This window comes from uncultured Methanobrevibacter sp., from assembly GCF_902784195.1.
Lineage (GTDB): Archaea > Methanobacteriota > Methanobacteria > Methanobacteriales > Methanobacteriaceae > Methanobrevibacter.
Map to the genome: position 1 here is coordinate 74,171 of NZ_CACZTX010000003.1, position 13,897 is coordinate 88,067.

The 13,897-nt window shown below is 31.8% G+C and carries 13 protein-coding genes; 9 read left to right on the top strand and 4 right to left on the bottom strand.

Translation table 11 applies throughout. The features are described from left to right. The first annotated feature begins 147 nt into the window (after window positions 1-147). From QZU90_RS04075 to coaBC, 3 genes are all read left to right on the top strand, one after another. Window positions 148-897, top strand: coding sequence for a hypothetical protein (locus QZU90_RS04075; protein WP_295605961.1), 750 nt, complete (start codon window positions 148-150; stop codon window positions 895-897). A gap of 41 nt (window positions 898-938) precedes the next feature. Further along, a complete protein-coding gene (locus tag QZU90_RS04080; RefSeq protein WP_296855685.1) occupies window positions 939-1,487 on the top strand; it encodes a PsbP-related protein in 549 nt (182 codons plus the stop codon). Window positions 1,488-1,608: 121 nt separating this feature from the next. Then, window positions 1,609-2,793 (top strand): bifunctional phosphopantothenoylcysteine decarboxylase/phosphopantothenate--cysteine ligase CoaBC, encoded by a 1,185-nt coding sequence (coaBC, locus tag QZU90_RS04085; protein WP_295605965.1) that lies wholly within the window; start codon window positions 1,609-1,611, stop codon window positions 2,791-2,793. 950 nt (window positions 2,794-3,743) lie between these two features. Here the strand turns inward: coaBC and QZU90_RS04090 are convergent. Together QZU90_RS04090 and QZU90_RS04095 are read right to left on the bottom strand one after the other, a co-directional pair. Further along, a complete protein-coding gene (locus tag QZU90_RS04090) occupies window positions 3,744-4,388 on the bottom strand; it encodes a fibrillarin-like rRNA/tRNA 2'-O-methyltransferase (protein ID WP_296855687.1) in 645 nt (214 codons plus the stop codon). Between the two features lie 95 nt (window positions 4,389-4,483). Beyond that, window positions 4,484-5,713, bottom strand: a complete 1,230-nt coding sequence (locus tag QZU90_RS04095; RefSeq protein WP_296855689.1) for an NOP5/NOP56 family protein — start codon at window positions 5,711-5,713, stop codon at window positions 4,484-4,486. Between the two features lie 268 nt (window positions 5,714-5,981). On the opposite strand from QZU90_RS04095, the gene QZU90_RS04100 reads away from it, so the two are divergent. The 6 genes from QZU90_RS04100 to QZU90_RS04125 all read left to right on the top strand — a co-directional run bounded on the left by QZU90_RS04100 (window position 5,982) and on the right by QZU90_RS04125 (window position 11,919). After that, window positions 5,982-6,893, top strand: coding sequence for a dihydroorotate dehydrogenase (locus QZU90_RS04100; protein WP_295605970.1), 912 nt, complete (start codon window positions 5,982-5,984; stop codon window positions 6,891-6,893). 17 nt (window positions 6,894-6,910) lie between these two features. Further along, entirely contained in the window at window positions 6,911-7,720 is an 810-nt protein-coding gene (locus QZU90_RS04105; protein WP_295605972.1) for a dihydroorotate dehydrogenase electron transfer subunit, read from the top strand. Window positions 7,721-7,785: 65 nt separating this feature from the next. Then, a complete protein-coding gene (locus QZU90_RS04110; protein ID WP_295605974.1) occupies window positions 7,786-8,850 on the top strand; it encodes an AI-2E family transporter in 1,065 nt (354 codons plus the stop codon). A 45-nt stretch (window positions 8,851-8,895) separates the two neighbouring features. Further along, window positions 8,896-10,824, top strand: coding sequence for a DNA-directed DNA polymerase (locus tag QZU90_RS04115; RefSeq protein WP_295605976.1), 1,929 nt, complete (start codon window positions 8,896-8,898; stop codon window positions 10,822-10,824). A gap of 221 nt (window positions 10,825-11,045) precedes the next feature. Beyond that, window positions 11,046-11,432, top strand: a complete 387-nt coding sequence (locus QZU90_RS04120; RefSeq protein WP_295605978.1) for a putative zinc-binding protein — start codon at window positions 11,046-11,048, stop codon at window positions 11,430-11,432. 94 nt (window positions 11,433-11,526) lie between these two features. Next, window positions 11,527-11,919, top strand: a complete 393-nt coding sequence (locus tag QZU90_RS04125) for a hypothetical protein (protein ID WP_295605980.1) — start codon at window positions 11,527-11,529, stop codon at window positions 11,917-11,919. Window positions 11,920-12,462: 543 nt separating this feature from the next. On the opposite strand, the gene comC is transcribed toward QZU90_RS04125, so the two are convergent. Together comC and QZU90_RS04135 are read right to left on the bottom strand one after the other, a co-directional pair. Then, window positions 12,463-13,491, bottom strand: a complete 1,029-nt coding sequence (comC, locus tag QZU90_RS04130; protein WP_296855693.1) for an L-sulfolactate dehydrogenase — start codon at window positions 13,489-13,491, stop codon at window positions 12,463-12,465. Window positions 13,492-13,656: 165 nt separating this feature from the next. Further along, the coding region (locus QZU90_RS04135; RefSeq protein ID WP_296855695.1) for an AIR synthase-related protein at window positions 13,657-13,897 on the bottom strand (241 nt) is incomplete at its 5' end.

Below are 13,897 nucleotides of genomic sequence, written 5' to 3' on the forward strand. Positions count from 1 at the left end.
TATTTTTTAACTTGCATTTAGTATAATTTATTAAATATAAACTTCATATATTAATAATATATAAATACATAAATATATAAAATGAAAAAAGTTTGATATTTTTAATGTATAATATTTATTTATTCAATCGATATAAGGAGTAAAAGTATGAATCCAGATAGAAAGAAACTTATGCAGATTTTAGATAATCTTCAAAGAGATTATGAAGCTGGTTTGATTTCTGAAGAGAAATACCTTTATTTATCTGACCAGTATAGGCATAAGATTGAAACTATTGAAGTTAGTGATAGAATTCGTGCGATGCAAGGAAAAGAAGAAACTCCTTCCTCAATCAGATCAAGACATGATGATTCTCAGAAGTATCGGGAAGAAAAGGAAAAGTTAGTTAGAAAATACATTCATAATCCTGAGACTTATACAGTATCAAAAAAAGAAGAGGAGTCTTCAACTACCAGTCCATGGTATATTGCATTGGCAGTTGTATTTTTGCTTGTGGCATTCGGTGCTGGAATTACTTTTGGAATGTCCAGCATAGGTTTAGATGGGGATGTTGGAAATATGCTATCTGCTAGTGCAACTATTAATGACACTGCTTTTCCTGAAGTCAAGGTAAACAAGTCTCTCAGTTACAATTATACAAAATCTTACTCAAATACCACTAAATATGGTTCTTCAGATGATGATTCAAGTTCTGATTCCTCAAGTTCCTCATCAGATAGTAGCTCAAGTTCTAGTTCTTCCAGTTCCTCAGGTTCTGGTGGCAGTTCTAGTAGTAGTTCTGGTGGTGGTTCTTCTAGTGGAGGATCTTCTGGCGGTTCTTCAGGAGGAGGTTCATCTGGTGGTGGCTCTTCTGGAGGTGGCTCTTCAGGTGGTAGTTCTGGAGGAACTGACGAGTAAATTTATTGATGGTGCTACTATTATTTTTTTGGAGTTATAATATGAAAAAAATTATTGGTATCGGATTAGTATTAATTATATTGATTGTAGGTGTTTCATTTTTCATAAATAATCCTATAGGTAATAATGATGGAGATGACCTTTCACAGCAATCAGTGGATTATTCAGAAAATGGAATATCATTATCAATGCCTGGGAATTGGGTTTCTGCAAAATCCAACTCTAATGAAACAGTTTTAGCGGTTGCAGACCCTGATGCAAAGGATTCCTCAGGTTTTAATAGTATTAATGTGAATATTGAAAAGAAATCAAATGCAAGATCCCTACAATCTGAATTCACTTCCAATTACAATACATTGGCTCGTAATTCTGATTTTAATATTTTATACATGGGTAATGTTTCATTCAATGGTGCAGCTGCTATGGAAGCGGATTACACTTCTGTAGCAAACAATCAAACAAAACAGCATAAAGCTATTTGGGTTCAAAAGGGATCTGATATTTATGTTATCTTATGTTCTGCACCGGAATCTGAATTCAATAATATGGTAGGTACTTTTGATTTCATTATCAATAGTGTTAAATTATAATAGTGATTTTTATAAATAAATTCACTATTTTTATTTTTTTAGATATTATTATATAAGATTCTAAATTTTTATTTAGATTTTAGGTAATTATTACAAGATTTTAAATTTTTGAAGTGATTTTATGGAAATTGTTTTATGCGTTACTGGCAGTATTGCAGCAACCGAAACCATTAAGTTAGCAAGGGAATTTAGAAGGCAAGGCCATTCTGTTAAGGCATTCATGACTACAGAAGCTACTAAAATTATCCATCCAAATGCTTTAGAGTTTGCTACTGGCCAAGAAGTTGTATTGGAATTGACTGGAAAGATAGAGCATGTGAAATACTCTCAACAAGATTTGATTTTAGTTGCTCCAGCTACTGCAAATACCATTTCCAAATTTGCATATAAGATTTCTGACAATCCTGTTAACACCCTTTTGATAACTGCTCAAGGGCATGACGCCCCTATTGTCTTCGTTCCTTCAATGCATGATTCAATGTATGATGCAGTAAGTGAAAATGTTGAAAAGCTAAAAGGAGAAGGAATTAAGTTTGTCAATCCTCGCATTGATGAAGGAAAAGCCAAATTCCCAGCTATTGAAGATATAGTCCTTGAATCTGTAAGGGCGGTCAATTTGGATAGGGTAAATAAGGGCATTGCAGATGATGAAGTGTCTAATATTGCAGGTAAAAACATATTGATCAGTTTAGGGGGAACCTTTGAGGAAATCGATCCTATAAGAGGAATTTCCAATAGGTCTTCTGGAAGAATGGGTTTGGAATTGGCTAAGGAGGCATTCATCAGAGGCGCTAATTTAACTGTTTTAGCTGCACATCATGAAGTTTCAATTCCAAAGGCATTTAATATAGTTGATGCAGAATCCACTACACTTATGAATGAGAAAATAGATGAGTTGATTCCTGATTTTGATATTTTCATAGCTACCGCAGCTGTTTCTGACTTTACTCCAATCAGCAAGGAAGATTCCAAAATATCTTCATCCTACAATTTATCTTTAGAATTTGAGCCTGTTGCAAAAATCATACAAAGAATCAAAAAGATCAATGAAGACATATTCTTGATTGGATTCAAGGCGGAATACAACATTTCAGAAGAGAAAATGATTGATTGTGCTAAGACTCAAATGAGAGAAGCAGGAACTGATTTGGTTGTAGCAAATGATGTTTCCCATGATGGATGCGAATTTGGATCTGAAACCAATGAGGTAATCCTTGTAAGTGATGAAGTCAAAAAGGTTTCATTAAATTCCAAAAAAGAAATCTCCAAATCCATATTTGATGAGATCTCTAAAAAATTGAATTAATTTCAGACTTTAAAAGTTTGATTCAATTTTTCTTTTTCTCATTGCTATTTTTATTTTAATTTTTTATTTTTCAATTCTATTTTTTTTGGATGATCATATTCTCATTATTTTTTATTCGTTATATAATTTTTTTCTCATATTCTTCCTTGTTTTTCTATAAAAAATTTAAATATTTTTTCTTTATTTTTTTTAATAGGATATTGTGCTCTTATTTAGATAATAATTAAAAAAAGTATTACTTCTTTATAAAAATTAGTAGTTCTTTCTTATTTTTGAAAATAAAGAAAAATTAGAAATATTTTTTAAAATTTTGATAAAAATTTAGTAAAAAAGAGTTAAAAATAGTTTATTTTGCAAAAAAAGTTCAATCCTCTAAGCTATTTAATTATGGAGTGTTTTTTATGAGTGAATTAACCTAGAGGATATTTTTATGAACTCTTTTTTTATTGCATTAGCAAATATATATTTGTAATATTCTTATATAAAAAGCTTTCAGTAGTAATACTTTTTTGAGATTGTTCGTTATTATGCTAAATTCTTATTTTTACTTAAAATTACTAATAATTATGTTAATTTATTCTTAGATTAATTTTTAAAATTGTATTAGTTTTATTTCTTATTTTCAGTAAATTTTAATCTATTTTTTTTAAAAAATCTAATGTATATTTCTCTTTTGAAATCAAATTTTTTGAAAAAAGTAATACTTATAAAATAAGGGTTTTTAGAGCTTAGAATTGATATCTATTCTTTTAAATTTCTTGAAATATCTTTATATAAAATATATGTTTTATTTTTTTGATGATTCTTTATATTTTTTGATAAAAATAATTATCTGAAAAGCTAAATTTTTATTTTATAATTTCAATAACAAAATGGTGGTTTCAGATTAAAATAGCAGTTATGTATGGTTTTTGAAAAATGTTTTTTATCAAAAATGAATATATGTTCTTTTAAAAAGATTTCTCCACAAGAAAAGCTATATGGTCCTTTTCATAAGGTTCTAATTTAATCTTTTCCAAAATGGAATAACCATTCTCTTTTATTTTTTTAGCTTCATCCTTGAATATTTTTTTAGGCTTTTGAATAACATCAATGCTTCTTGCTTTTATGGTAATAAGCCCTTGTCCATCTTCCTTTAGGAATAAATCCATATTGTCCATGAAGAGTTCGCTCTGTTTTTCCTGAGCCACATCACAGTAAACCAAGTCTGCTTTTTCCACTTTGTTCAAGTAATATTTAGGTTTGGTAGCATCTGCAAGGAGAGGCACGATATTGTTTCTTTTTTGTGATAATCTGACCAGTTTTTTCATGCTAACTGGTGAAAACTCTACAGCATAGATTAAGCCTTCATCGCAAATGTCAGATATGTGTGAAACAGTTGTTCCTGTGGAAGCGCCTAAGTATAATACTTTAGAATAATTGTTCAAGTCGAGCCTTTCCAATCCATTCAATAATGCTGTCGCTAATTTGGATCTTCTTGGATTCCAGATTCTGTACTCTTCATCTCCCTCTTGGATAAGTCTTTCATCATAGACTTTAATCCCTGGACGTAAGTTTCTGGTAGCTATTTCACCATCTTTGTAAAATATGTTCATTTTTTCACATCTTTATATGAATTTGATAATTTGGAATTTTAGATTTTTAGATTTTTAATATTGGAAAATTTAGGTTGCAATCAAAAGTCAATTGCTTATTTTCTTCTTTTCTTTTTATTCTTCTTGTTTTTCTTGCTTCCTTTATATTTCTTGCTTTTTCCTTTCCCTTTGTCCTTTTCGGCCTTTCTTTCCTTTGCCCTTTTTTGGCTTGTCTTTTTAGGGAATGGATTTTCCTTTTCGATTTGCTCAACTTTTTTAAGATAATCTTCAGCAATGCTTGGGTCATACTCTCCAGAGAACACATCCTTTCTCACAGCGAGTGTAATCTTCAAAGCTAAGTTTCTAGCTATTTTTCCTCTGTTCCACCATTTAGCGCCACGAACGCTTGGGTGTTGGAAGATCAATCCATGTTTTGGAGGACGTTCTCCAGTTTTCAAATGTCTGAATATTGCCTTTTCAGCACCCATTATTTGAATAACACTTGCTGGATAAGTTGCTAATCTTTTAATGCTTCCGATATGTGCAATTAATTTGGCGCCTAATGTGGACCCCAATAAGTCTCTTAAGTTTGGAGCAATAGATTCCATTTTAGAATCGATATAATTTTCAAGTTCCTTTCTTGACTTTTGAAGTGAATAGATGGATTCTGCAAAACTCTTTAACATGGCCAAATCGGATTCTTCAATGTCAGCACCTGTGCTTTCTTCAATTTCTTCACTGAAATGCTCATTGAAGTTTTCCAAAATATCCTCTCTGTTTTCACTTTCAGCAATTAGCTTTATGTAAGTCTCATTATTGCTTATTGTATCCATTTCAGGGAAATAGATTGTGTACCAGTCACGAATACGTTCAACCAATTTGCTGATTGATTCATCAATGTCATCTACAGAGTTAATTGCTTGGATCAATAGCTTGTCCTCTTCCTGTGAAGATTTTTTGATTTTGTGGATTGCAAGCTTTTCATAAATCTGAATGATTTCATCCTGACTTTTTGAAAATCCTATTTCTTCAAAGACATTTTCAATATTGTTTCTTAAGTGTTCTCCACCTTTATTAGGAGTTTTCACTTCAATATTTCCATAATTTTCAAGTTCCTTGTATTGGGATTTCCTTTTGGTGGTTTCTATAATGATCTTATCTCCACTCTCTGAATTCAATTTCATTCCATTAATGAGTTCGATCTCTTCGTTTAATATCTCATTTTCCTCTATTTTAATGAGATTGGAAACCACTTCATCTTCTTTGAATAATTTATAATCAGCAATTTGAAGGTCTTCATCAAATGCAATAAATCCTGCAATACATTGTGTTATATAAAATTCCATAATCTTATTTTAATTTTTTTATCTAATATATTTTACATTATTTTAGATAATTTTTCCCCATTTTTGTAAAATTTTAAAAAATTTTCCTTTATTTTTCACTTTCAAATCAAATAATTATATATCATATAGTTTTCATATATTAAAATAGTATAAAATTATATTATAATTATAAAAATAATTATGAAAAATTATATTTATAATTAAAAGATTAAAACTTAATAATTTTAAGATCATATTTCAGATTTCATGTTTTTATTGGAGGTTATTCATGTTAAAAACTAAGTTATGTGGTGTCAGGTTAAAGAATCCATTGATGCTTGCAGCAGGAGTATTGGGGAGCCATGCATCTTCCCTTAATTGGATTTTAAAATCTGGTGCTGGTGCAGTTGTATCCAAATCATTTTCAAAGGAACCTAATGATGGTTATAAGAATCCCACTACAGTTGCTGTAGAGGGAGGAATCATTAATGCTATTGGTCTTTCAAGTCCTGGAGTTGAAGCTTTCATCGATGAATTGGAAAGGGTTGATCGCATAAAGGGCAAGTCAATCGCTTCAATTTATGGTGCAACTCCTGATGAGTTCGCATATGTTGCAGGAAAGGTAGAGGACTTGGTGGATATGATTGAATTGAATGTGTCCTGTCCTCATGCAATGGAAGGTTATGGTGCATCCATTGGACAAAACCCTGAATTGACTAAAAATGTTGTAAAGGCAGTCAAGGATGCTGTTGATGTGCCTATTCTTGCAAAATTGACTCCAAATGTAACTGACATTTCAGAAATTGCAGTTGCAGCTGAAGAAGCTGGAGCAGATGGATTGACATTGATCAATTCCTTAGGTCCTGGAATGAAAATTGATATTGTAACTGGAAATCCAATACTTGCAAACAAGTTTGGTGGAATGAGTGGGCCTGCAATTAAGCCAATAGCTGTTCGTTGCGTTTATGATGCATTTGCCGCAACTGACATTCCAATTGTTGGTGTTGGTGGAATACGCAATTATGCTGATGTTATAGAGTTCCTCTATGCAGGTGCAAGTGCTGTTCAAATCGGAACTTCAATCATGTATGAAGGTCCTGAAATATTCGGAAGGATTACAAGTGATTTGGAAGAGTTTATAGAGGAAAGTGAATTTGATTCAATTAATGATATGGTGGGCTTTGCTCATAAGGAGCCATAGTTTTAGTGGGTGATAGAATGAATGTACCTCAAGTTTTAGAGATTAAAAAGATTATAGAAGAGACTCCTACAATCAAGACTTTCATTTTTGATTGGACTATGGTTGGTGAAAATATTCCAACTCCTGGTCAATTTGTAATGGTTTGGAATTTCAAGGATGAAAAGCCAATGTCCATTTCCTACATCGATGTCGGCAAGGGCGAGCTTGGAATAACAGTTAAAAAAGTTGGAGAGTTTACTGAAAACTTGCATACACTTAAGGAAGGTGACAAGTTAGGTCTTAGAGGTCCGTATGGAAACGGGTTTGACACCGATTTAAAGGGCATGAGAGTTTTAGCTATTGGTGGTGGAGTTGGAATGGCTCCTATAGCTTCATTCACTGAAGCTGCATTGAAAAATAAGGCTCAAGTGGATGTTGTTTGTGCAGCACAAACCAAGGATGAGCTATTGTTCGATGAACGTTTAAAAGCTAAAGGTGCAAAGGTTTATACTTGCACTGATGACGGATCATGTGGGTTTAAAGGATTCGCAACTCATAGGGTATTGCAATTGATTGAGCATAAGGAGTATGACTGGGCTGTTGTATGTGGTCCTGAAGTTATGATGAGACCATTGTATGGTAGCTTAGAATCCAATATGATTGAAGGTGAATACTCTATGGAACGTTATATGAAATGCGCTATAGGTGTTTGCGGTCAATGCTGTGTAGACAATACCGGTTGGAGAATATGTGCTGAAGGGCCTGTTTTCTCATCTGATCAGGTTTCTGAAATCGTTGAGTTCGGTAAATTCCATAGAACTGCATCTGGAATGAAAGAGTATTTCTAAATCAATTAACGTTTCAATATTATTTAATTTAAAAAAATATTAACAATAATTTATTTAATGATAACATGTTTAATCTTAGTGAAAGCAAATATGGCCTACATATAATGATTATAATAATTTTCTTATTATTGTCATTATTTACAGTCATGCCGGTATTGAATATGATTTTGCTTGGAGCAATGATTGCTTATGGTATCACACCAGTTGCCAATAGGATTCAATCAAAAATCAAGATCACTTCAATTTCAATATTCCTGGCGATAATAGTGGTAATCATTCCATTGATACTATTGTTCATATACGTATTTTGGGAAACAGCAGTTTTTGCGAATATGTTTTTCGCTTCCCATAATCTTTCTGTAAGTTCCGGGATTGATTTGAATTTGGCTATTAACACATTTGTCCAAGCATTGCCTGTGGAACTTCAAGGATTAGTTAAACCTTACTTAGGGCTATTGACTAGTGGAGTGCATGAAGCCTTAACTTACATATTCAATTATGCCATAAGGTTCATAAGGAATTTTTCAGATGTGCTGGTTCAATTGTTTGTCCTAATCTGTTCCATTTATTATTTCACTCGTGATGGCGATAAGGTTATGGAATATATTTTCGTATTCATTCCAAAAGAGCATAGGGCTTTCTTTGAAAGAACCTTGGATGATGTTGCAAATGTTCTAAAATCCATCTTCTATGGTCATTTCCTGACAGCTATTGTTATCGGTGTTATGGGAGGTATAGGTTATTATCTCTTAGGATATAAGTTTGCATTGTTTTTAGGAATCATTACAGGTATTGCACAGCTGATTCCTATCTTCGGTCCATGGATAGTTTATTGGGCATTGGCAATCTATGCATTCTTTGTTGCTGGAGACATAGTTCAAGGAATCCTTACAATATTATGGGGATTCGTATTAAGCTTGAGTGATATGTACATTCGTCCAATGCTTGCAAGCAATTATGCTGACATGCCTTCCTTAATCCTTTTGGTTGGATTTATGGCGGGACCTTATGTATTTGGAATTGTTGGTTTCATATTGGGTCCTTTGATTTTGGGAATTGCATATGCAGTTATCAAGTCCCTTAAGGAAGAGTTGGAAAAGGATAAATTAGAGAGAGAAATTGGAAAATAATGAATCTGATAATTATTAATTATTATAAAAAATTAGGTCGATAGGATGGTAAAAAGAAATATTGTTCTTTTAGACATTGATTATATCACTCATGATGAAAAGCCCGTCGTGAGATTATTCGGTAAGGTGAAGGGAGAAAAATCCAATGACTTGATTGCATTGGATGACAGTTTTGTCCCTTATTTGTATATTTTGCCTGTAAATGATATTGATGAATGTATGAAGGATTTAGTAGAACTTGAAAAGGAAGAGGAATTGGAGTTTACAAAAATTGAAAAAGTCCTTAAAAAGGATTTCCAAGTTCCTACCGAATTCATTAAAATCAGCTTTAACCATCCTCAAGATGTTCCTAAATACAGAGACAAGATTTGGGATTTGGACTCTGTAAAACAGCTTAGGGAACATGACATTCCATTCTATAGAAGATATCTTATTGACAATGGTTTGGTTCCTATGGCTGAATTGGAGTTAGAAGGGGAAATTATTGACTCATTTGAAACCATAGACAGTGATAATGATTCCCTTGAAATCCTTAAATTGAATGAAGCTCCTAAAACTGCAAACACTGATTTCCAAGAGTTCAGGATGATGAGCTTTGACTTGGAAGTTAGAAACCCTCATGGAATGCCTAATCCTGATGAGGATGAAATAATCATGATTGGAATCGACAGCAATGTAGGAGTTAGAAAAGTCATTTCCACTAAAGGTGATGAGTTTGAGCATGACCCTGAAATGTACTTTATAGAAAAGGTTGACTCTGAAAAGGAAATGATCGAATCTTTCATCAAGACTGTCAAGGAAAACAATATTGACATTATCATAGGGTATAACTCTGATGTCTTTGACTTCCCTTACCTTAAGGATAGAGCAAAGATATGGGGCCTTGATTTGGATTTAGGTGTTGATGGATCAAGCATCAAGTTCATTAGAAGAGGCTACAATAATGCAGCTACATTCAAAGGACTTCTTCATGTTGACTTGTACTTGGTAATGAGAAGATACATGTCTCTTGACAGATACACTTTAGAGAGAGTATACTTTGAGTTCTTTGGAGAGGAAAAGATAGATGTTCCTGGAGACAGGATTTATGAATTCTGGGACAATGGAGGCAAGGAACTTAAGAACCTGTTCAAGTATTCCTTGGATGATGTCGTATCCACATTGAAGATTGCTCAGGAAACATTGCCTTTGAATTTGGAACTTACCCGTATAGTAGGACAGCCTTTTGTTGATGTAACCCGTATGGCAACCGGTCAACAAGCTGAGTGGTATTTGGTTAGAAAAGCTTATGAAGTTGATGAGGTTGTGCCGAATAAGCCTAACATGACTATGAAAAACATCAAGGAGAGAGGCAGCAACTCCGGAGGTTATGTGAAAGAGCCAGAAATTGGTTTGCATGAGAATTTGGTTCAGTTCGACTTCAAGAGTCTGTACCCTACTTTAATCATTTCAAAAAACATTTCTCCAGATGTTTTGGTACATGACAATTCATCTTATAATGCCAAATTTGAAGACTTTGAAGATTATGAAACTGGCTATGATGAAATAGATAATCTTAAGGAAGAGGAAATCTCTTCTGCGATAGATGATGATGAGGAATATTATATTTCACCAGAACACTTCTTCAAGTTCAAGAAAGAGCCTCAAGGATTTATTCCTTCAGCTTTAGAGGATATTCTTAATGAAAGGTTTGCTGTTAAGAATAGGATGAAGGCAACTGATGATCCAATCCTGAAAAAGAGTTTGGATGTTCAGCAGCAAGCATTGAAACGTTTGGCAAATACAATGTATGGAGTTTATGGATTCTTGAGATTCCGTTGGTATTCATTTGAATGTGCCCAATCAATTACTGCTTGGGGACGTCAGCATATTAAAAAGGCAATGAAAGAAGCGGAAGATTATGGTTTCAAGGCAATTTATGCAGATACTGATGGTTTCTATGCAAAGTATGTGCCTGAAATGAAAAAGGAATAGAAATTTAAATTTTATCAAAATAAAAATTATATTAAATCTATTAAAATTTTATTAAATCTATAAAAATTTATTAAATTTATTAAAAATTTATAATCTATTAAAATTTTATTAAATCTATAAAAATTATATTAAATTTATTAAAATTTTATATAATTTCTATTAAAAATTAAAAATCACATTTATTGAATAATTAATTATAATAATTTAAAGGAAGTATGATTATGGAAGAGAAAATTGCTTTGGCAGCATGTAGCGGTATGAGTCCTAACGGTTTGGTTGCAAGAGTTGCAGTTCATGACTTAGCTATTGATGATGTGGAAATCTTATCCATTTGTATGGGTTCAACTTCTGCAAATGTCACTGGCTTTAAAAGAATGCTTGACAAATATCCTATTTTAGCTATTAATGGCTGTGAAGGAAACTGTGTTGGAAAAATACTAGAGCAAAAGGGTATTGAAATTGTCGATGAACTTAATGTTGGAGACATTTTAGCTGAAACTGAGCATAAGGCAAATGATGCTGCAAGATTGGATGAAGAAGGGGAAATCTGTGTTTCAATAGTGAAGGAAGTTATTGAAAACAAGATCAAAGAAATTGAATTAGAATAATTTTTATAATTTTCTTAATTTGATTTTAGATAATTTCTTAATTATTTTAGATAATTTTCTTATTCATTTCCTAATATTTCTAAAAGGTGATTTTATGGTAAAGCCAGTCAAGATTCATGATAATAATTTATGGGATAAGTTTGTCAGTGACAGTGAGCAATATTTTGCAGTTTTAAGCCCTGGAACCAAAGTTGCATTCTTTGTTGGTGAGACTGACAAGAATTTCCTCCTCATTGAAAGAACAGAAGGAGCTATTGATTCCAAATTCAATGTAAACAGTTCACTTAATATGATGGAAACAGATTTGTTCTTTACAATTGCTGAAGATGATGCATCTGAACTTTTGGATGATGCAAGCAAACTTTCAAATTTCATTAAGGAAGGCAAGTTAGGAATATTCTGTTTAGTTGATGATGTGGTCATGGCAGAAAAAGGGCTTGATAAATTATTGAATAATTTAGGATTTGCACCATCTTGTGCAATTTAATTTTTTTAATTTTTTATTAAAAAATTTATTTTCTATTTTTTTTAATATTTTTTTTAATAATTTTTGAAATTTTAATTTTTCATTTTTTTCAAAAATTTCAATTTCTATTTTTCAAAAAAATAATTTTTTCATTTTTTCACTATTTTGTTATTTCTCATCTGTGTGATGTAGATTATTAATTATCAAAATTTACAATATACTTCATTCTTTCAGTATTTTAAAAATATGATTAATTATTTTAATACTTTTTTATCTAAACTCTATTTTAATGAACTTTCATTCTTAAAATTTTCATAGTTCATTGAAAGTTAGAATTTTAGTCTTATTTTCATAAAAATTTCTTAAAAAAAATCAACGAAAAATGAAATTTGAATTTTAATTTTTTTCAAAAATAATTCAATTTTAAAAATTTATAAAATTTATAAAATTTGAAATTGTAAAATTAGTATCAGTAAAAAAATAAGATTAATAAAAATAGTGAAAAATAAAAATAGTAAAATAAAAGTAGAAGAGTAAAATAGTAAAAAAGAAAAAAAGTTAGATTTATTCAGTTAAGTAACTGTTTAAATCTATATTTTCAGCATCACAGATTTCTTTTAAGGTTTCATAGAGTTTTCCATCTATTTCTAAACCATTCTTCTCATTTTCAGCAATTCTTTTTACTTCGAGATCTCCTGGGATGAAAGTGTTTCCGGATTCTCTGATTTCTGTGACGAATTCTTCCACTTGCTCTTTGAATGCGTCAATTGAAACGAATTTTTCAGGATTGATTGCAACAAACAAGTCTCCTTTGTTACAGTCTTCCTTATAGTCTCCTGCAGTACCGGTTACTTTAGTACCAAATGCAGCGTTTACTAAAGGGCCTGTCATAATTTCAATCATAAAGCTTAAAGCGTATCCCTTAACTCCACCGAATGGAAGGATAGAACCTTCTAATGCAGCTTCAGGATCAGTGGTTGGATTTCCATCCTTGTCAATTGCAGTGTTTGGAGGGATTTCCTCACCTTTTCTTTTAGCTTCCAATAATTTTCCTCTTGCGCTTACAGAAGTTGCCATATCTACAGCAATATAAGTTTCAGAAGGGATACCAATAGCTATTGGGTTAGTTCCAAGAATAGCTTTTTTACCACCTAAAGGAGCTACTCCAGGTTCAGTGTTACAAATTACAATACCAATCATGTCATTTCTAATAGCTAAGTCAGAGTAATAACCGGTTATTCCAAAGTGGTTTGAGTTGAATGTACCAACTGCAGCAATACCAGTTTCCTTTGCCTTATTGATTGCCATCATCATTGCTTCATGTGCAATGTATTGTCCGAATAAGCTTTTTCCATCAATGAGTGCAATGGAATCCTCATCTTTGACAATTTCATAATCTCCTTTGGTTTCAATGAAACCGTTATTGATTCCTCTAATGTATTGTGGGAATCTTCCAAGTCCATGTGAAGTGAAACCTTTTAAATCAGAGTCTAAAGTTGCTTCAGTAATGATCTTTGCATGATCTTCTTGCACTCCAATGTTGATTAAGATTTCATTTACAAGTTTTCTTTCATTTTCAACACTAATTCTCATATTTTCCCTCCTTAATGATTGGCATTTGTTGAAATATCTTTGTAATTATTAATTTATTTATAATTAATTTCTAATTTATTTCTAAATTATTTTTAATTTATTTTTAAAATTATTATTGGAATTTTATGTATTTTTATTTTCTTTTTTGTTCTTTTTTGCATTGAATTAATATTCAATTACAGTTCCTTCAAATGTTTTTACAGTAATCTTTTCTTCAGCAGTTACTGTTCCTACAATTTGTGCTTCAATGTTTTCATTCAATGCTTCTACAACAGCATCTGCTTCTTCTGGGCTTGCAATGACACAAAATCCTACACCCATATTGAAAACCTTATACATTTCCTCTAAAGGAACTCCTTGTTCATAAATCAATTTAAAGATGTCTTGTGGTTCTGGATAATCGGTA

Coding starts and splice junctions, on each gene's coding strand:
- QZU90_RS04075 (WP_295605961.1), top strand. CDS start 148: ATGAATCCAGATAGAAAGAAACTTATGCAGATTTTAGATAATCTTCAA.
- QZU90_RS04115 (WP_295605976.1), top strand. CDS start 8,896: ATGGTAAAAAGAAATATTGTTCTTTTAGACATTGATTATATCACTCAT.
- QZU90_RS04090 (WP_296855687.1), bottom strand. CDS start 4,388: ATGAACATATTTTACAAAGATGGTGAAATAGCTACCAGAAACTTACGT.
- QZU90_RS04110 (WP_295605974.1), top strand. CDS start 7,786: ATGTTTAATCTTAGTGAAAGCAAATATGGCCTACATATAATGATTATA.
- QZU90_RS04080 (WP_296855685.1), top strand. CDS start 939: ATGAAAAAAATTATTGGTATCGGATTAGTATTAATTATATTGATTGTA.
- comC (WP_296855693.1), bottom strand. CDS start 13,491: ATGAGAATTAGTGTTGAAAATGAAAGAAAACTTGTAAATGAAATCTTA.
- QZU90_RS04125 (WP_295605980.1), top strand. CDS start 11,527: ATGGTAAAGCCAGTCAAGATTCATGATAATAATTTATGGGATAAGTTT.
- QZU90_RS04120 (WP_295605978.1), top strand. CDS start 11,046: ATGGAAGAGAAAATTGCTTTGGCAGCATGTAGCGGTATGAGTCCTAAC.
- QZU90_RS04095 (WP_296855689.1), bottom strand. CDS start 5,713: ATGGAATTTTATATAACACAATGTATTGCAGGATTTATTGCATTTGAT.
- QZU90_RS04100 (WP_295605970.1), top strand. CDS start 5,982: ATGTTAAAAACTAAGTTATGTGGTGTCAGGTTAAAGAATCCATTGATG.
- coaBC (WP_295605965.1), top strand. CDS start 1,609: ATGGAAATTGTTTTATGCGTTACTGGCAGTATTGCAGCAACCGAAACC.
- QZU90_RS04105 (WP_295605972.1), top strand. CDS start 6,911: ATGAATGTACCTCAAGTTTTAGAGATTAAAAAGATTATAGAAGAGACT.